At 71.4% G+C, this 17,275-nt stretch carries 20 protein-coding genes; 7 read left to right on the top strand and 13 right to left on the bottom strand.

The window, feature by feature from the left end; all coding sequences use genetic code 11:
- Positions 1 to 30 precede the first annotated feature (30 nt).
- Together erm and KZX17_RS09455 are read right to left on the bottom strand one after the other, a co-directional pair.
- Positions 31 to 795 (bottom strand): 23S ribosomal RNA methyltransferase Erm, encoded by a 765-nt coding sequence (erm, locus tag KZX17_RS09460; RefSeq protein WP_248172452.1) that lies wholly within the window; start codon positions 793 to 795, stop codon positions 31 to 33.
- A gap of 205 nt (positions 796 to 1,000) precedes the next feature.
- A complete protein-coding gene (locus KZX17_RS09455; RefSeq protein ID WP_248172451.1) occupies positions 1,001 to 3,322 on the bottom strand; it encodes an acyltransferase family protein in 2,322 nt (773 codons plus the stop codon).
- A gap of 127 nt (positions 3,323 to 3,449) precedes the next feature.
- Here KZX17_RS09455 and KZX17_RS09450 point away from each other — a divergent pair, with 127 nt between their 5' ends.
- Positions 3,450 to 3,917, top strand: a complete 468-nt coding sequence (locus tag KZX17_RS09450) for a hypothetical protein (RefSeq protein WP_248172449.1) — start codon at positions 3,450 to 3,452, stop codon at positions 3,915 to 3,917.
- Positions 3,914 to 4,903 carry a diacylglycerol kinase family protein gene (locus KZX17_RS15195; RefSeq protein ID WP_248172447.1) on the top strand — a complete coding sequence of 330 codons (990 nt, stop codon included), beginning with the start codon at positions 3,914 to 3,916 and terminating at the stop codon, positions 4,901 to 4,903. The genes KZX17_RS09450 and KZX17_RS15195 overlap by 4 nt, the downstream gene beginning before the upstream one ends.
- A 21-nt stretch (positions 4,904 to 4,924) precedes the next feature.
- On the opposite strand, the gene KZX17_RS09440 is transcribed toward KZX17_RS15195, so the two are convergent.
- Genes KZX17_RS09440 through KZX17_RS09415 form a run of 6 tightly spaced genes read right to left on the bottom strand, consistent with a single transcriptional unit; the run spans position 4,925 to position 8,746 of the window.
- On the bottom strand, positions 4,925 to 5,725 hold the full coding sequence (locus KZX17_RS09440; protein WP_248172445.1) for an MOSC domain-containing protein: 801 nt from the start codon (positions 5,723 to 5,725) through the stop codon (positions 4,925 to 4,927).
- A 37-nt stretch (positions 5,726 to 5,762) separates the two neighbouring features.
- Positions 5,763 to 5,927 (bottom strand): hypothetical protein, encoded by a 165-nt coding sequence (locus KZX17_RS09435; protein WP_248172443.1) that lies wholly within the window; start codon positions 5,925 to 5,927, stop codon positions 5,763 to 5,765.
- A gap of 39 nt (positions 5,928 to 5,966) precedes the next feature.
- Entirely contained in the window at positions 5,967 to 6,275 is a 309-nt protein-coding gene (locus KZX17_RS09430) for a hypothetical protein (RefSeq protein WP_248172441.1), read from the bottom strand.
- Positions 6,272 to 6,919 carry a VOC family protein gene (locus KZX17_RS09425; protein WP_248172433.1) on the bottom strand — a complete coding sequence of 216 codons (648 nt, stop codon included), beginning with the start codon at positions 6,917 to 6,919 and terminating at the stop codon, positions 6,272 to 6,274. Before KZX17_RS09425 ends, KZX17_RS09430 begins: the two co-directional genes overlap by 4 nt.
- A gap of 41 nt (positions 6,920 to 6,960) precedes the next feature.
- Entirely contained in the window at positions 6,961 to 7,830 is an 870-nt protein-coding gene (locus KZX17_RS09420; protein WP_248172431.1) for an aldo/keto reductase, read from the bottom strand.
- A gap of 37 nt (positions 7,831 to 7,867) precedes the next feature.
- Complete coding sequence (locus KZX17_RS09415; RefSeq protein WP_248172429.1) at positions 7,868 to 8,746, bottom strand: hypothetical protein; 879 nt, start codon at positions 8,744 to 8,746, stop codon at positions 7,868 to 7,870.
- 62 nt (positions 8,747 to 8,808) lie between these two features.
- Here KZX17_RS09415 and KZX17_RS09410 point away from each other — a divergent pair, with 62 nt between their 5' ends.
- Genes KZX17_RS09410 through KZX17_RS09395 form a run of 4 tightly spaced genes read left to right on the top strand, consistent with a single transcriptional unit; the run spans position 8,809 to position 11,859 of the window.
- Positions 8,809 to 9,105, top strand: coding sequence for a rhodanese-like domain-containing protein (locus KZX17_RS09410; RefSeq protein WP_248172427.1), 297 nt, complete (start codon positions 8,809 to 8,811; stop codon positions 9,103 to 9,105).
- Positions 9,106 to 9,158: 53 nt separating this feature from the next.
- Positions 9,159 to 10,313, top strand: coding sequence for a 3-oxoacyl-[acyl-carrier-protein] synthase III C-terminal domain-containing protein (locus tag KZX17_RS09405; RefSeq protein ID WP_248172425.1), 1,155 nt, complete (start codon positions 9,159 to 9,161; stop codon positions 10,311 to 10,313).
- Positions 10,310 to 10,981: an iron-containing redox enzyme family protein gene (locus KZX17_RS09400; RefSeq protein WP_248172423.1), complete on the top strand. Its 672-nt coding sequence runs from the start codon at positions 10,310 to 10,312 to the stop codon at positions 10,979 to 10,981. The genes KZX17_RS09405 and KZX17_RS09400 overlap by 4 nt, the downstream gene beginning before the upstream one ends.
- Positions 10,981 to 11,859, top strand: coding sequence for a hypothetical protein (locus KZX17_RS09395; RefSeq protein ID WP_248172421.1), 879 nt, complete (start codon positions 10,981 to 10,983; stop codon positions 11,857 to 11,859). The genes KZX17_RS09400 and KZX17_RS09395 overlap by 1 nt, the downstream gene beginning before the upstream one ends.
- A 3-nt stretch (positions 11,860 to 11,862) precedes the next feature.
- On the opposite strand, the gene KZX17_RS09390 is transcribed toward KZX17_RS09395, so the two are convergent.
- The 5 genes from KZX17_RS09390 to KZX17_RS09370 are packed head-to-tail and all read right to left on the bottom strand — an operon-like array spanning position 11,863 to position 16,553.
- On the bottom strand, positions 11,863 to 12,261 hold the full coding sequence (locus KZX17_RS09390) for a GNAT family N-acetyltransferase (RefSeq protein ID WP_248172419.1): 399 nt from the start codon (positions 12,259 to 12,261) through the stop codon (positions 11,863 to 11,865).
- Positions 12,258 to 13,313, bottom strand: a complete 1,056-nt coding sequence (locus KZX17_RS09385; protein WP_248172417.1) for a DUF1266 domain-containing protein — start codon at positions 13,311 to 13,313, stop codon at positions 12,258 to 12,260. Before KZX17_RS09385 ends, KZX17_RS09390 begins: the two co-directional genes overlap by 4 nt.
- Before the next feature lie 24 nt (positions 13,314 to 13,337).
- A complete protein-coding gene (locus KZX17_RS09380; RefSeq protein ID WP_248172415.1) occupies positions 13,338 to 13,742 on the bottom strand; it encodes a VOC family protein in 405 nt (134 codons plus the stop codon).
- Between the two features lie 47 nt (positions 13,743 to 13,789).
- Positions 13,790 to 15,115, bottom strand: a complete 1,326-nt coding sequence (locus tag KZX17_RS09375; RefSeq protein WP_248172413.1) for an HNH endonuclease signature motif containing protein — start codon at positions 15,113 to 15,115, stop codon at positions 13,790 to 13,792.
- 52 nt (positions 15,116 to 15,167) lie between these two features.
- Positions 15,168 to 16,553, bottom strand: a complete 1,386-nt coding sequence (locus KZX17_RS09370) for a glycoside hydrolase family 30 beta sandwich domain-containing protein (RefSeq protein WP_248172411.1) — start codon at positions 16,551 to 16,553, stop codon at positions 15,168 to 15,170.
- Positions 16,554 to 16,632: 79 nt separating this feature from the next.
- On the opposite strand from KZX17_RS09370, the gene KZX17_RS09365 reads away from it, so the two are divergent.
- Complete coding sequence (locus tag KZX17_RS09365) at positions 16,633 to 17,247, top strand: TetR/AcrR family transcriptional regulator (RefSeq protein ID WP_248172409.1); 615 nt, start codon at positions 16,633 to 16,635, stop codon at positions 17,245 to 17,247.
- The last annotated feature ends 28 nt before the right edge of the window (positions 17,248 to 17,275 follow it).

The raw sequence follows: 17,275 nt of genomic DNA, 5'->3' as shown, positions 1-17,275 counted from the left end.
TGGGAAGCGTGGCACGGTCACGTGTGTGTGTCAAGGATTCTTTACACGCCAGAGCTCGGCCCACTGTGTCGGTGCGAGGTCACGAGGCAGCGCGTCGGGCGCGACGCGCGCGTCGGCGAGCCGTCGCCTGGCCTCGCCCTTCGGCATCCGCATCACCGCGGAGGCGATCGCCGCCATCCCGCGACCCCGGGCCGAGAACACGTCGCCGACGAACCGCTCGTACGCCCGGCGGTCGCCGAGCGGCACGAGCGGCGAGCCTCGCCTCGTGATCGAGAGGATGCCGCCGTCCACACTCGGCGCCGGCCGGAACGCGTGCGCCGGCACCCGGCCGTGCAGCGCGAACTCGAACCACGGCGCGGCCTGCGCGGTGAGGAGGGTGCCACCGCCGACGCCTGCACGCTTGCGGGCGACCTCCCACTGGGTGAGGAGGATCGCGTGCCGCCACGCCGAACGCTGCAGCAGGCGTCGCAGGATCGGTGTCGTCAGGTGGAACGGGATGTTCCCGGCGATGACCGGGGCGTCGAGCGGATGCCGCAGCGCGTCCGCGTGCTCGATCCGCACCGCCGGGTGGGCGCGGCGCAGCGCGGCGATGCGGCGCTCGTCGACGTCGATCGCGGTGAGGGCGCGGCCGAGGCCGGCGAGGCCTGCGGTCAGCGCGCCGCCACCGGCGCCGATCTCGAGGATCGCGCCGTCGGTGGCGCCGACGAGCCCGACGAGTCGGTCGATGGTGGGCGGGTGGACGAGGAAGTTCTGGCCGAGTTCGTGTCGGCCGCCGTGCACGGAACGGGTACGCATGAGCGCTCCAAAGGAAGGTTCGGAGCACCCCGACCAGCGGGTACGCAGAGCGACGCGCTGCCGGGGTGCGGGGACATCCCGGAAGACGGCGCGATACGCGTGATCAGCGAGGCGCCGTCAGGAGCGGCGGTCGCGGATCGAGAAGAAGAACGCCGTCATCGGCGCTGCGTCTATCGTTCCCATGCGGTCGAGTCTACGCACCGCCTCACCGAGGCGCGAGCAGGCCCCTCGCGTCGAGCGCCTGCCGCAGCGCCGGGGCGATGTGCTCGGCGAACTCGACGGTCAGGTGCGTCTGGTCGTACTTGGTGGGGACGGTGCCGGCGAACGGCGGGCAGACGTCGCCCGCGCAGGTGAAGGGCAGCGACGACAGGGCGTGGTCGCCGTGCTCGTCCGCGGCCTTCTCGGACAGCGCCTCCATCGTCCGCCAGGTGCCGTCGACCGCGCTGTCGCACGACTTCGGCGACGACGTCGGGGCATAGCAGGCGGCGAGGCTGACGCCCTGCGGCGGCGGGGCGAGGTGCAGCATCCGATCGCCCATCTCGTAGGTCGCGGCCTCCCGCCGCTGCCCCTCGATCAGCGCGTCAGCGGACAGATCGCGTCCGTCGACGGTGTGACCGAGCGTGTACGCGTTCGACATGACGACGAGGTCGGGCCGGTCGGCGAGGATCATCCCGCGGACGGCCGCTTTGCGCTTCTGGCACCCCGCCATCACCTGTGGGTCGTCGTTCTCGACGAGGACGTCGGTGAAGCGGCATCCGTACATCCCGATGGCGGTGACGCGGATGCCGCCGGCACTGTCGTCCGCGATGCGCCGGAACGCGGGGGCGTAGGCCATCGCGGTCGAGTCGCCGACGACGTAGACGTGCACGGGCGCGTCGCCGCTCCCCCACGCGCACGGCGACGCGGGTCCCGGCGCGAAGCATCCGTGCGCGGGGTTGGCGCCCGACGACGACGCCATCACGCGATCGAGTGACGGGCTGAGGCTGGGCCATGCGTCGGCGGTCACGGCGGCGGCGAGCTCGGCCTGCAGGTCCGCGCCGGGGTCGCCAGAGGCGACGGGGGCGGACGCCGCGGGCGCGAGCTCGGGCAGCGCGATGCGCGGGCCGTGCCCCGAAGCCGTGCCCCACAGGGCGCCGGCGAGGGCGATGATCACGAGCCCCGCCGTCGCGAGGAACACCTGCGGGGCGAAGCGTTCGCGCCATGCCGATGTGCGGTCGTCTGCAGCCGGCACGACGGCGACGGCGACGAGGTTCGGCTCGGCGGTCACGACCGGCGCAACGACGGGCGCTGGTGGCGGCGTCGCGGACGCCGGCCGTGACATCCCCGGGTAGTACCGGGTTCCGGGCGTCCAGCCCGCCGGTCGAGTCGTCGCAACGGCCGGTGCGGGCTCCGGCGCGACCACTGGTGCGGGCGCCGGCGAATCATCACTCACCGGCGCGGCGACCGGCGGCATCCCACCGAGGAACGGGGCGTGCCGCAGCGGCTGTTCGACGATGAGGTACGACGCGAGGCCCAGCACGAGGGTCGCCCCGAGGACGATCCACAGGCGCAGGTCGGATGCCGGGAGCAGCACGACGGCGAAGACGACCACCGGGAAGTGCCAGAGATACAGCGAGTACGACGCGTCGCCGAGGAAGACGGCGACGGGGTTCGACAGCGGGAAGAGGTGCCGTCGCCGCGCTTCGCCGCCGACGCCGCCCGCGAGGACGAGCGCGGTCGCAGCGACCGGCACCGCGGCCCACGGCGCGGGGAACCCGGCGGAGGTCGGATCAATCAGCAACAGCGATGCGATAACGCCGGCCAGGCCCACCCACTGGAGTGCCGCGCCGAGCGGGGTCGGGATACGGCGGAGCAGCGGCACGAGCGCGGCGACGACGGCGCCCGCGGCGAGCTCCCACGCGCGCGTCAGGGTGGAGAAGTAGGCGACCGTCGCCTGCGCGTCGCTCTGCACGGTGGCCCAGGCGAAGGAGGCGACGACGATGGCGACGGCCGCGACGCCGACGACGATGCGCACGCGTCGCAGCCCCGCGAACGCCAAGAGCAGGAGGATCGCCGCGGGCCAGACGAGGGTGAACTGCTCCTCGACCGAGAGCGACCAGAAGTGCTGCAGCGGCGAGACCGCGCCGGTGTCGGCGAAGTAGTCCGTGCCCTGAGCGGCGAAGCGCCAGTTCGACGCGAAGGCCGCGGCCCAGAGGGCGTCCCACAGGGTCTCCTCGCCGCGCGCGCGGGGCAGGAGGAACCAGGACGCGACCGACACCGCGGCGAGGACGACGAGCGCGGCCGGCAGCAGGCGACGTGCGCGCCGCGCGTAGAACGAGCCGAGCGAGACGCGGCCGGTGTCCCGCAGTTCGCGGAGCAGCATCCCTGTGATCAGGAAGCCGGAGATGACGAAGAAGACGTCGACGCCGAGCGCTCCCCCGGCCGGCCACCCGGCGGCGTGCGCGCCGATGACCGCGACGACGGCGAGGGCGCGGAGTCCCTGGATGTCGCGTCGCGGTGCGGAGGTGGTCGGGGTGTCGGTGCGCATGCGGAAGGCCGACGGCGAGTCTATGGGATCGCTCCCACTGCGCGGCGGGTCCGGCCGCACCATGCTCGCAACGCGACGCCCGTGATGAACCTGTGAGGCGCACATCTGCGGGGCGTAACGTCCGATCATGAACGCACAACAGCACGATGGCGACGTACGCACCGCGAGCCTCGGGCTCACCTCGGTCCTCGTCGGCTCTCTTCCGGCCGAGCTCATGACCGACAAGGCCCCCGAGCGGTACACGGTGGAGGCCGTCTTCACGCGGCGCCCCGGCAAAGAAGAGGTGCTTGAGGTGGTCGGGCCGCAGACACGCGATGCCCTCGGCAGGGCCGGATACCCCGACGTCACGCTGACCGTCTCGGATCGACGGCTCGAGATCGGCAACACGACGCTGGAGGAGCTCCGCGACGGGCTCGGCGCAGTGATCGCCGCTCGTCTCGCCGACATCACCGTCGGTGTCCAGGACGAGCAGAACGCGGCGGCCTCGCGAGCTCGCGACGTCGCCGCAACGGAGCACGATCGCGCCGAGGCCGTCGCAGCGCTGGCGCACTCCGTGACGTTCGCGACTGCCGCGGGCGACGACGCCACCCGGTGAGCACCGGCGAGCACCGTTCCACCCCACCCCACGCTGCCATCGTCTACCACCCCGGCAAAGCCCCGGTCGAGCGCATCGGATCCGCCGTGCGGGAGCAGGAGACGTCCCGATCGTGGCGTCCGTCCCGGTGGTACGAGACGGATCCGGCGGATGCGGGGATCGCCGCCGTGGAGCAGGCATTGCGCGACGGACCCGCAGTCGTCATCGTCGCGGGTGGCGATGGGACGGTTCGTGTCGCCACTGAGATCATGGCGGGCAGTGGCATCCCACTCGCCCTCGTCCCGGCTGGCACGGGAAACCTCCTCGCCCGCGACCTGGGGGTGTCGCTGACGGACGTCGAGGCGTCGGTCGCTGCAGCGTTCTCGGGTCGCGAGCGGCGCATCGACGTCGGGCGCGTGGATCTCGAGGAGGAGGGAGGCGCGAGGCGGTCGCACGCGTTCGTCGTGATGGCCGGCATCGGCCTCGACGCAGATATGGCCGCGGGCACGAACGCCGTGGCCAAGCGGCACCTCGGCTGGTTCGCGTACGTCGCCCCGATCGCGAGGTCCGTCTTGGCGAACCGGCTCTTCCACCTCCACTATCGCGTGAACGGCGGACGCAGGAAGTCCGCGCGCGCACACACCGTCATCGTCGGCAACTGCGGGACGCTCGCCGGGAACCTCTTGTTGCTGCCGCACGCGGTGGTCGACGACGGCCTGCTCGACGTCGTGATGATGCGCCCGAAGGGCCGCTTCGGCTGGGCGGGTATCGGCTCGCGCCTCACGGCGCAGGGCGTGGCGCGGACCTCGCGCCTGACGAGGCGGTGGATGGCTCGAGCGCCGGAGCTGCACGCGCTCGCGTACGCGCAGGGTCGGCGGTTCGAGGCGCGTTTCGACGTACCCCACCTGATCCAACTGGACGGCGATCCGTTCGGTCAGGTCGTGGGCGTGCGGATCGCGGTGGAGCCCGGAGCGCTGCGCGTCGCGCAGCCGGATGCCCTCAACTGATCGGCAGGCGGCGGTGACGTGTCATCCCGCCTCGACGACGACCTCGTCCCCCACGCGCACGACACCACCGGCGGTCGCGGGGAGCAGCAGGATGCCGAGCGTCGGTTCATCCTGAGCGAATTCCGTCGTCAGCACTCGGAGCAGGCGGGCGTCCCGCTCACCGGTGTCGGGGTTCGCGGCGACGGCGGCGCATCGCCCGATCGGGCGCTGCACCTCGAACGCGACGTCTCCGATGCGCACGCGGCCCGACCAGTTCAGCTCAGCCCACGGGGCGACGCCCGAGACGACGATGTTCGAGCGGAACCGTCGGCTGTCGACCGGCGCGGGCGTGACGGCGGCCACCGCCTCCACGGAGGCGGTGCCGTGCAGCGAGACGTACCCGCGGGCGCGGTCCTGGAAGCGCGATGTGACACCGTCGCCGACGAGCCGAAGCGGCAGGACGCCCGGACGCTGCAGCAGCCGCGCGTCCGAGGAGCGCTCGACGAAGGCGGTGATGGCGGCTTCGAGCTGTTGCCGACCCGCGTCGTCGAGCGCAGCGTCCGCGAGCACGCGGTTGCCCTCGCTCATCCTGACGCTGCTGGTGTCCGCGTCGAAGACCAGCTGCACGCGGGCGAGGGAGGGGAAGTCCATCAGCGCCAGGCCGCGGCTCTTCGGCCACGAGTCGAGCCCATCGGCATCCTCCGGGTCCGTCGCGTCCGCGAACCGGAATGCGAGAACACGGTCGCCGGCGATTCGCCCGTCGTCCTGCACGACGAGCTCCGATCGGGGCTCGGGAGTGAACCCCTTGACGGGATAACGGAAGAGCGAGGAGACGACGGCCACCCGTCCACCCTGCACCACCGGGGCGGATGGCGCCGGATCAGGCCCGCTTCTTGGCGGCGCTGCGCCGGATGAGACCGAAGATGATGGTGCCGACGAAGAGCACGATTCCGATGAGGCCCAGCCAGAAAAGGCCCTCGAACACGAATCCGACGATCGACAGCACCACCCAAGCGACGAGCAAGATGATGAGCACTGTCCACATGTGCCTCACCGTACGCGCGATCGGATCGAGAAGATACTGTCACGCCTGCAGATAGTGCCGGACCCGCTCGTCGCGCTCGATGAGGAAGGCGTCATCCTCGGGATAGAAGACCGCGCGCTCGATGTCGTCGCCTGCGAAGGCCGCGATGACGGCGAGGTTCTCCCATCGCGACACCGTGGTGATCTCGGTGCGACCATCGCCGAGGTCGCGGGTCAGCAGCCACGCGCCGAGGTTGCCGGGCGTCGCGCGGTACGCACGCATGCCGGTGCGCTCGACGTAGGCGGCGTAACCGTCGCGGTCCTCGGTGCGGACCACGCCCGACCACATGCGAACGACGGGTGCGTTCATTCGGCCGTGTCCGTCCAGCTCGCGATGTCGACGCCGTGGTTGTCGGGCGAGGCGAGCGTCCACCAGGCGGGAGCGTGCGAGTCGTCGACGAGTCGGCCGCCGGCGGCGAGCGCGGCATCCACCCGTCGCTGGGCCTGGTCGGCCGGGACGAAGACATCGAGGTGGGTGCGGCCTCGGCCCGCGGCATCCCCCGTCAGCGGGTTGAACGCCAGCGGGGGCCCGGCGCGCAGCGGGTCGGCGGCGTCGGTATCGCCGACAGCGTCGTACCCGAGCGCCGCGAGGAAGAACGGGCGCACGTCCGCGCCCGAGTGCTCGGCGACGTAGATGCCAACGGTCTGCACGCGCGCCGGGTCGGCGGCGAGCCCGAGCGCCGCCGCCCCCTCCGTCACCGCTCGCGCGAAGTCGCGGGCCGCTCCCGGGATGCCCTCCTCGTCGCTCGGAACGCGGACGACGACCGCTTCGGGGCGGAGGTCGACGTCGGGACGGATGCCGTGGCGCGCCCCCGCGGCGACGACGACGGGCACGAGCCGGGCGGCTTCTGCGAAGGATGCCGCCGCGAAGACCGCCTGCGGACCGGTCGCGGTCACGCGCCAGTCGCCGACGCCGTCAGCGCGGTGGAATTCTGCGGGCGTGAGACTCGTCACCCGCCCACCCTGGCAGAGGGCGGGCGGGTGACGCGAGGGGGTCAGCTGCCGAGCTTCGAGAGCTCCGTGAACTCCTCGTCGGTCAATTCGATGACGGCGCCCTGCAGGTTGTCCTCGAGGTGCGCGACGCTCGAGGTGCCGGGGATCGGGAGCATGACCGGCGAGCGCTTCAGCAGCCACGCGAGGGCGACCTGCGCGGGGGTCGCGTGCTTGCGCTCAGCGATGTCCGTGAGGGGCGAATCGGGGCCGGTGAGGCCGCCGGTGGCCAGCGGGAACCACGGGATGAAGCCGATGCCCTGCTCCTCCGACCAGTCGAGGAGGGCCTCGGCGTCGCGGTGCTGCAGGTTGTAGAGGTTCTGCACCGTGACGATCTCGGCGATCTCCTGTGCGGCCCTGACCTCGTCGATCGAGACCTCGGACAGGCCGATGTGGCGGATCTTGCCCTCGTCCTGCAGCGCCTTCAGCTCGCCGACCTGGTCCTCGAGCGGGACCTTCGGGTCGATGCGGTGCAGCTGGAACAGGTCGATGCGCTCGAGGCCGAGGCGCCGGAGGCTCATCTCCGCGCCCTGGCGCAGGAACTCGGGGCGTCCGAGCGGGGGCCACACGTTCGGGCCGGTGCGGGTGAGGCCGGACTTCGTCGCGATGATGACATCGTCGGCGTACGGGTGCAGCGCCTCCTTGAGGAGCTCCTCGGCGACGTACGGGCCGTAGGACTCTGCGGTGTCGAAGAAATTCACGCCGAGCTCGACGTTGCGCCGGAGGACGCGGATGGCCTCATCGTGGTCCTTCGGCGGACCCCAGACGCCAGGGCCGGTGAGCTGCATGGTGCCGTAGCCGAGGCGGTTGACCTCGAGGTCTCCGCCGATGCGGAAGGTGCCGGACGACTGTGCAGGCTTCGTGTTGTTCGTCATGGGTGGTTCCAGCGCCCGGGGGCGCCGGAACATTCCCTCACGCGCCGATCGCGCGCAGCCCCGTCGGCGATTCGATGAGCAGCTCGAGGTCGCCGGGCACCGGCCAGTCTCCGAGCTCGCCGAGGTCGTGACCGGATTCGTACCAGGCGTCGCGCTGGTCGGGCGTCCAGTCGGCACCCTCGTCGACGACGACGCTCGTGAGCGCGCCGTTCACGACCATCAGTCGGACGTCGAAGCTGAGGTCGCCGAACGCGTGGAAGCGACCGGCGACCGGGAAGGTCGCGTGCGCCGGCACGGCCCGCGGCAGCTCATCGGGGACCTCGAGCTGCGCGTCGGGCCAGAACTCGCCGTCGCTGTCGTCGAAGACGAGTCGCTGTGCATCGGCGAGCTGGGCTCGCAATTCCGGCGCGCCGAAGTCGTCGGTTGCGGTGAGGAGGTGCGCGGCGAGGGCGCGGACGTCCTCGGGCAGGTCAACGGCGACCTGCTGCGCCTCGGGGGTGTCCTCCGGAGTCTCGAGGGCACGGCTCAGCCACCACGAGCCGAGGGCGAACACGGCTGCTCCGGCTGCCAGCCAGCGGCGGGGATGCCGGGCGCCGGTCCGCGCGATCGCGTCGTGGACTCGGGCATCCACCGCTTCGCCCGCTTCGGCGAACCCGAGGGTCGCACCGGCGGTGCCTGCGACGAGAGCGGCGCGTCCCATCGGTGGGACGGCACCGCTCGGGTCGGCGCCACGGAACCCGATGCCGACGAACCAGGCGGCGAGCCCTGCGTTCGCCAGCCGGTAGACGGCGCGCTGCCCGACGGTGAGCCGGCGCGGGTCGATCAGGGTGAGCGCGGCGACGACGCCGGACGACACCACGCCGTGGGTGATCGAGGTCGGGTCGTTCAGGGCACGGAGGGCGGAACGGAAAGGCATACGGCGAGCGTAACGAACGCCTGCGCCGTCCCTTCGGCCGTGCGATCTGCGAGCATCGACGTATGCACTCCATCACGACGGCGCAGCTGGCCGAGGCATCCCCCGCCAACCTCATCGACGTACGCGAGCCCGACGAGTTCGCGTCGGGCCACGTGCCCGGCGCACGCAACATCCCCCTGATGGCGGTGCCCGACCACGTCGACGAGCTGCGGGGGCTCGACGACCTGCACCTCATCTGCCAGGCGGGCGTCCGCAGCGCGAAGGCGGCAGCGTTCCTCGAGCACCAGGGACTCGAGACGACGAACGTCGAGGGCGGCACGGGCGCGTGGATCGCGGAGGGTCGCGACGTCGAACGCTGACCCCCTGGGGACAGGACCCGGCCCGTTCGCGCCGACCCTCTAGGGTCGAGCCCATGGGCACGACGGCGTCTGCGTACCTCACCGGCTTCGGCAGCTACCTGCCCGGCGACCCCGTCGACAACGACGGCATCGTGAGCCGCCTCGGCGGCGACGATGCGGTGACCGCCCGCATCCGTCGCCGCGTCCTCGACGCGAACGGCATCCGGCAGCGCCACTATGCGCTCGACGAGCAGGGCGAGCCGACCGAGCTCAACGAACAGCTCGCCGTGAAGGCGCTCACCGCGGCGCTCGACGACCGCGGCATCGACGCCGGCGACCTGAAGATGCTCGCGACGGCGACGACGATCGGCGACGTGCTCGTGCCGGGGTTCGCCTCGATGGTGCACGGGCGCCTCGGCGGCGGGCCGATGCAGTTGCTGTCGGCGTCGGGCGTCTGCGCGTCGAGCCTTGCCGCACTGGATGCCGCGGTGGCCAAGATCAAACTCGGCGACCATCCGCGAGCCGCGGTGGTCGGCTCGGAGCTCGCGAGCCGGAGCCTCCGCCAGCGGCGGTACGACGGCATCCGCGCCGGCATGGACTCGCACTTCCTGCGGTGGATGCTGTCGGACGGGGCCGGTGCGGTCGTCGTCGAGTTCCAGCCGCATCCGACCCGCATCTCGCTGCGCGTGGATTGGGTGCGGCACGTGTCGCTCGCGCACGAGCACGACGTCTGCATGCGTGCGGGCATGGACGGCCCGGAGCCGGTCGTCGGCTCGACCTGGCAGGACCTGCCGGTGGGCGACGCTGCCGCCGCCGGGATGTTCCTGCTGCGGCAGGACGTCAGCATGCTCGACGACCTCGCCGGCGCCGGCCTCGCGCAATTCGAGGAGCTCGTCGACATCGGTCTCGTCGACGTCAGCCACCTCGACCACGTCGTCTGCCACTACAGCACCAACGCGTTCCGCGATCTCGCGTTCGACGGACTGCGCAAGCGCGTGCCGACGCTCGACACCGACCGCTGGTTCTCCAACCTCGAGACCCGCGGCAACACGGGCGCCGCGAGCATCTTCATCGCCCTCGAGGAGGCGTTCCGCACGGGGCGCTTCTCCCCCGGCGAGACGATCCTCCTCGCCGTGCCCGAGTCGGGCCGGTTCTCGTTCGCATTCGCCCATCTGACCGTCGTCGCCCCGCAGACCCCGCCCGCCCCGGAGCAAGGAGCACCGTCATGACCGACACCCTCGCCGTCGACTCGCTCGCCGACCGCCTCGCCGCGGTGTGGGACGAGCTCGAGGATCACCTCTCCCGCATCCCGGTCCTGCAGCGATTGGATGCCGGCACCGTCACCCTGCACGACTACGAGCGGCTGCTGTTCAACCTGCGGCAGCAGGTGGTGGACGGGTCGCCGTGGATCTCGCGGGCGGCATCCAACTTCGACATCGCCCACTTCGACCTGCGGGCCGCCGCGATCAAGCACGCCGAGGAGGAGCACCGGGACTACCTGATGCTCGAGCGCGACTACGTGGCGATCGGGGGCACGCTGCCGGAGCTGCGCGCGGGCCGCAAGAACCTCGGGTCCGAGGCACTGTCGGGGTACATGTTCACGTACGCCGACCGGCCGAACCCGACCGGGCTGCTGGGGGCGATGTTCATCATCGAAGGGCTGGGCGCGCAGCGCGCGGCGGGCTGGGCGAAGCGGTTCCAGGAGGTGCTGGGCCTCGCCGACAACCAGGTGAACTTCATGCGGTACCACGAGGTCGCCGACGGCAACCACACCGGCGACCTCGAGGCGATCCTCACGTCGGGGATCATCACCGACGAGGACGCCGACGAGATCGTCCGGTGCGCGCAGGTCGTCGCGCGGCTGTACGCGCTGCAGCTCGAAGAGCTGGATCGCTGATGGCGAAGCGGCCACCACTGCCGGTCGTGCCGGAGTTCGTGAAGAGCGACCCGAGCATGTGGGAGGCGATCTACGCCGACCCGTCGGTGCCGCTCGACCGGGCGGTGGTGCGGCAGATCATCAACGATCAGCGGCGGCTGTCGCGCCGGTGGTTGTACCCGGTCGCGCGGGTGTTCTCGCGGGTCGTGGTGGGGGTCGTGTCGGTCGTGAAGCGGGTACTGCCGTTCCGGTGGATGCCGCTGCCCGTCATGGACGCGCTCTGCGTCTGGTTCCTGCGGCACTTCGTGTCGCCGAGTGCGGTGGACCTGCTGATCCGCCATTTCGTCATCGAGACGAACCTCGTGAACTTCATCATCCGGAACACGCCGGTCGACATCGCGCCGGTGACGCTGCGGCCGACGGCGCTGTCGGGACTGGGCGACTCGGCGGTCGTCGAGCACGACGTGAACGTGTACGACGTGCTGATCGCGCTCGACAAGGTGAGGGTGACGCAGCGCGAGGAACTCGACTTCCAGCAGCTCGACATCCCGCGTCTGGATGCCGAGCGGCACGTCCGTCGGGTGATCCGTCTCGACATCCAGACGGCGTTGTGTCTCATGAACATCCCGTTCTCGATCGCGCTCACGGTCGAGGAGTACCGCCGAGCGGTGCACTCGATGAAGTTCGACGACTCGTTCCTCGAGATCCTGACGACGATCACCGGCGACGACACGTTCCGCGCGTGGAAGGTGGGGGCGCTGAGCCTCTGGATGGACTCGAACGTCGACGTGCCGCAGATGGTCTACCGGCACGCGCTGATCTGCGAGTACGCGCACGCGCACCTCGTGAAGCTGGCGGGCGGCACGTACCCGCGCGACACGCCTGCGGCGTTGGACTGAGCGTCAGCTGCGCTGCATGAGCAGTTCGGGCGTCGGGTAGCGCGTGAAGCCGAACTTCTCGTAGAGGCCGTGCGCGTCCTGCGTCGCGAGGAGGATGCGCTTCAGGTGCAACGGCTCGAGCGACTCGACGACGGCGCCCGCGAGCGCCTGGCCGACTCCCCTGCCGCGCGCCTCGGGCGAGACGTAGACGTCGCAGAGCCACGCGAAGGTCGCCTGGTCGGTGACGACGCGCGCGTAGCCGACGAGGCTGCCGTCGTCGTCGAGCGCGCCGAAGTTGAGCGAGCCCTGTGCCGCGCGTTCGACGACGTCGCGGCTGCGGCCGAGCGCCCAGTACGCGTCTTCGGAGAGCCAGCGGTGGACGGTGTCGAGGTCGATCTCGGCGAGGTCGGTCGTGACGTTCATGCCGGGTCCGCCGCAGTACGCGCAGTGACCGGCCATTCCGCGGATGCCGCCGGCCACCGTGCGGTGCGGAGCTCGGCGAGCGCATCGCGCTGGCGCTGCACGGCGTCGAGCGAGTCGGTCCGGAACGCGGTCGCGATCATGACCTCGCGCCAGTACTCGTCCCAGCTGCCGTAGGTGGCGAAGGCCTTGTCGGCGAGCGGCTCGAGGAGGGCCCAGGTCTCGTCGGCGGTGAGGTAGCCGCTGACGTAGGCGTAGCGGATGCCGCCGACGCCGCGCTCGATGTCGGCGGCCAGCAGCAGGCGCGCCGGTCGCTCGTCGGTGCCGCGAGCGAGGTCCTGGATGTCGAAGACCGGGACGCCCGTGAGCGCGGCGACGCGCGACATCATGTGCTCGGCGCCATCGCTGTGCATGACCTCGGCGAAGCGCTGCGAGTTGAGGCCGAGGGTGAGGGTGTCGGCGACGAGCATCTCGGCGTCGGCCTTCGACACGATCTTGAATTGCTCGTCGAGGGCGCCGCGCAGCTGCTTGAGCGGCGTCATCGGCAGGGCGAACCACGGCCAGCGCTCCTCGCCGTCGCGCGCCTTCGCGCGGATGTCCTGCGGGAGCTCGGCGTACGTCGGCGTGAAGGCGAGCGAGGAGTTCCAGCCGCGGACGGCGACGTCGCTGGCGGCGTCGAGCGCGAGGATCTGCTGCTGGCGCGGCGTGAGCGGGGTGGTGCCGGCCGCGGCGAGATAGGCGAGCTGTGCGCGGCGGGGGGCGGAGGCATCCCGCACGGCCATGACGATCGACGCGATGAGCAGGCCGAAGCACATGCCGATGAGGAAGGCGAAGAGCTGCAGGCCGAACTCGTCGACGTCGAGGGCTGTCGCGGCAATGAAGGCGGCGATGCCGAACGGCGCGGCGATGAGGGTGACGGGGATGGCGCGTCGACGCATCTCGATCGGGTCGGCTTTGCGCCGCGCGTCGAGCTGCTGGGTGTAGCGGCGTCGCGATCGGACGGGATACTCGAGGTCGCCGGGGTGGTTCTGGAGGGCGTTCAGGGCTTCGGCCACCGGACCATCCTGGCAGTGCGGCGGTCAGGATGTGGCGGATGCCTCGTCGGCGACGATCTCGGCTTTGACGCCGGCGGTGTTCTCGAGCCAGCCGGCGTAGTGGTCGGGTCCGCCGGCGTGCGGGTAGCGGTCGTGGTAGAGCGGTCGCCAGCCGTGGCCCGGCGCAGCGGCCATGATGGCGTCGACGTGCGCGCGGGCGCCGGCGGTGAATGCGAGGTGGTTGACGCCGGGGGCGCGTCGGTCGTGCACGGTCGTCGAGAGTGTGGGCGATGTCGTGAGGGTGAGGTAGGCGCCACCGGCAGCCCAGGACTCGCCTTCGGCCCAGGTGCTCCCGCGGACGAAGCCGATCTCGCCGAGCAACCAGCCCCACTGCGCGCGGGCCTCGGTGAGGTCGACGACCCAGAGTTCGACGTGGTGGAAGCCGGGCATCCGGCCAGTCTGGCAGGCGGCGACGATCATCGCCGGCCTCCGGCTCGTCAGAACGGCGCGGGCTCCCCCGCCGCGGTGCTCGATCCGGCGACGGGCGGTCGCTCGGCGGGGGTGAACGCGACGGCCGGGGTCGGTGCGTCTTCGCGGTACGTCCTGCCGAGGGGTGAGGTCCATTCCAGGACACCACCCCCGAGTTGTCGGACCCTCCACGCGGTGAACTGCTTCATCGAATGGTGCCGTTGACACAAGTGGGCCAGGTTCCCGACCTCAGTCGGCCCGCCGAGGGCGTGATCGCGCGTGTGATCGACCTCGCAGCGGATGGCGGCAAGGCGGCATCCGGGGAACCTGCAGTGCTGATCGCGCGCCTGCAGGTGCCGGCGCAGCGCGAGCGGCACCCGGTAGGTGTCGGTCGCGAGGACCGTCCCGGTCACGGGGTCGGTGACCAGCCGCTCCCACGACGGCGTGTCACCGGCGAGGCGACGCGCCGTGTCGGCGTCGATCGGCGAGCGCCCGACGAGGTCGCACGGCACGCCGTGGCCCGCGAACGCGAGCGCGGGCACCACGACCTGCGCCCGCGCCCGGATCGCGCCGAGCGGACCGGCGGACGTGTCACGTGTGTCGTCGAGCGCCGGCGTTCCCGCGAGCAGCAGGTCTGCCAGCACGTCGGCGCGCACCTGGTCGGTGGTCCGCTCGTCGGTCGCGACGACCTCGGAGCCCGACCGCTCACCGCTGGTGTCGACGATGGCGCGCGCCTGCCGCGTCAGCCGGTCGTGGATGCCTTCGGCGAGAACCGTGGGCAGCGTCGCGACGAGGTCGCTCATCCCGTCGCGGCCGGGCACGATGCGCACGGCGCGGCCGGCAGCGGCATCCTGGTGTCGTTCGGTGAAGGAGCGCGGGTGCATCTGCTGCGCGAGGATCTCGACCTCCGCGCGCACCCTGTTCGGCGTGTCGTGACGGCACCGCTCGACCGCCACCGCCTCGAAGGCGGGGCGCACGTCGGCCGGGAGGTTCGCCCCGGCATCCACGATCACGCGGACGTGACCCCGCGTGATGCGGCCGAGTTCCCAGGCCTTCAGCGCGGCCGGATAGTCCTCGACGATCGTGCGGGCCTCGCCGATGCGGCGCTGCATCGCGCGGTCGGACGTCTGCACCGCTCCTCCGAGCTCGGCCGCGATCGCTCGGAGCGCCATGTCATGCTCGAGCACGCGTCCGCCCGGGCCGTTCGCCTCGGCCAGCGCGCCGGCTCGCGCGAGGACCTTCACCCGCACGACCTCGAAGTGCGACAGCAGCCGCTCGACGCTGACCGCGTCGTGGACGACGCCGGCGAGGAGCGCGAGATGCTCCTCGATGTCGGCGAGTCCGGTGCTGGTCATGCTCCTATTCTTGCGAGGGCCTCCGACATCGCCCCCGCGTCGAACGCGCCCCTCAGGCCGGCACGACGAGCGTGTTCAGCGAGTCCGCCGGCAGGGTCACCTCGAGCGCCCGACCGTCGATGAAGAATGACATCGTCGACTCCTCCCCGAGGTCGTTCTGCACGACGATGACGAGGCTGCCGTCGGGATTGCGGAAGGCGAGCTGGTTCTCGTGGCCGGTGTAGCTGATGGTCGGGATGCGGCGCGCCCCCGCGGCCACGAGGTGCGACACGTGCTTGAGCACGTACAGCTCGTGGTTGAACTCGTACGAGCGCGACTCGGCGTCGACGGTCACCAGCGAGTTCTGCGCCCAGCCCCACCGGCTGACGCCGCCGCGCAGCAGTGACATGTTCCAGTACATGTAGGCGGTGGCGCCGTGCAGCAGGAAGTGGCGCATGAGCGACCACGCGTGCCGCGCGAGGCGCCAGTCGTTGCGGCCGTCGCCGCACTCCTGCTCGGTCTGGTAGATGGTCAGCTCGGGGTGGTGGCGGTGCAGGTACGGCACCGCGCCCTTGCCCGCCCACTGCGCGCCGATCCCGCTGATGTAGCCCACCGCCGTGTCGTCCGCGAGCACCCGCTCGACGAGGCCGTCGTCGGCGCGTTCGAGCGTGCCGAGGAACACCGCGACGTCGCGCGCGGCCATCTCGGGTCCGAGGTGTCGGACGAAGGCGGCGAGCCCCTCAGGCGTCCACGTGCAGCTCGGGAACACTTGCGCCGAGTTGAACTCGTTCTGCGGCATGACCATCGTGATCGGGATTCCGAGCTCGACATACGCGTCGACGAACCGCCCGAAGTAGGCGGCGTACGCGGCGAGCGTGTCGTCGTCCACGCGCATCATGTCAGTGCCCTCGGCGCCGAGCTGGTCGTCGCGGATGCCGTTGTCGATGTCGGGGTTCAGCAGGTTCGCCCTCGCGCCCGCGTAGTGTCCGTTCGCCTTCATCCACGTCGGTGGGCTCCACGGCGAGGCCCACAGCGTCAGCGCCGGCTGGTGGCGCTGCGCGGCTCGGATGAACGGGACGAGCGCCTCGTGGTCGTGCGCAATCGAGAAGTCGGCGAGCGCGAGGTCGCCCGGCGTCTCGTCGTAGCTGTACCAGTCGGTGGAGAAGTCGTTGGCGCCCACCGGCATCCTGCATCTGGTGAGGTTCAGGCCGGTGCCGGGTTCGAAGAGCTCGCGCAGGACGGCGTCGCGGTCGTCGTCGGTGAGGTGGGCGAGCGAGGTCCAGCCGAGCTCGTTGAACGAGGCGCCGAAGCCCTCGATCGTCTGCTGCGGGTCGTCGGTCTGCAGGAACACCGACGGCATGCTGCGCACCTCGCCGAGCGCAGGCGCGTCGAGCTCCTGCCAGGGCTGGTGCTGGGTGGTGCTGATCCAGCGGATGGGTGCGGATGCCGACGTCGCCATGTGCTCTCCCGTGAGTCGTGTGCGTCCACGGTAACGCAAATTCCAACGCACGTTGCACTTTCGCAGGTAGACTGGAGGCATGGCGACTTCGACCAAGCGCGGCCCGTACGCGAAGACGGCGGCGCGGCAGCGGGAGATCCTCGACGCCGCCGGCGAGGTGTTCGCGACGCACGGTTATCGCGCAGGGTCGCTCAAGGAGATCGGCGATCGGGTCGGCATCGATGCGTCGACGATCCTGCATCACTTCGCGAACAAGAGCGTGCTGCTGCAGCGGGTGCTCGAGGACCGCGACACCCGCAGTCTCGGGGATGCTGCGCCCGAGCCGGCCGCGGGCCCAGCCGACACTCCCGCGGCGTTCCTGCGGCTCGCGCGGGCGAACGAGAAGATCCCCGGCATCGTCGAGCTGTACACGCTGCTGGCCGCGGAGTCGGCGACGCCGGAGCATCCGTCGAACGAGTACTTCCGCGAGCGCTACGCGCGGGTGCGCGGCGAGTTCACCGCCGCGTTCCGCGAGATGGCGGATGCCGGGCTGCTGCGCCCGGGCATCGAACCCGAGTTCGCGGCGACGTCGACCCTCGCGGTGTGGGACGGCGCGCAGCTGCAGTGGATGCACGACGCCGACGCGGTCGACGTGACCGAGACGCTGCGCCGGCACCTCGAGCTGCTGACGACGGTGGAGCTCGGCGAGGCGTGAGCCCGCTGTCTGCAGCGTCCGGCTCCTT

The organism is Microbacterium sp. EYE_78, from assembly GCF_023149035.1.
Lineage (GTDB): Bacteria > Actinomycetota > Actinomycetes > Actinomycetales > Microbacteriaceae > Microbacterium.
This window is presented reverse-complemented; position numbering and strand designations above follow the sequence as displayed.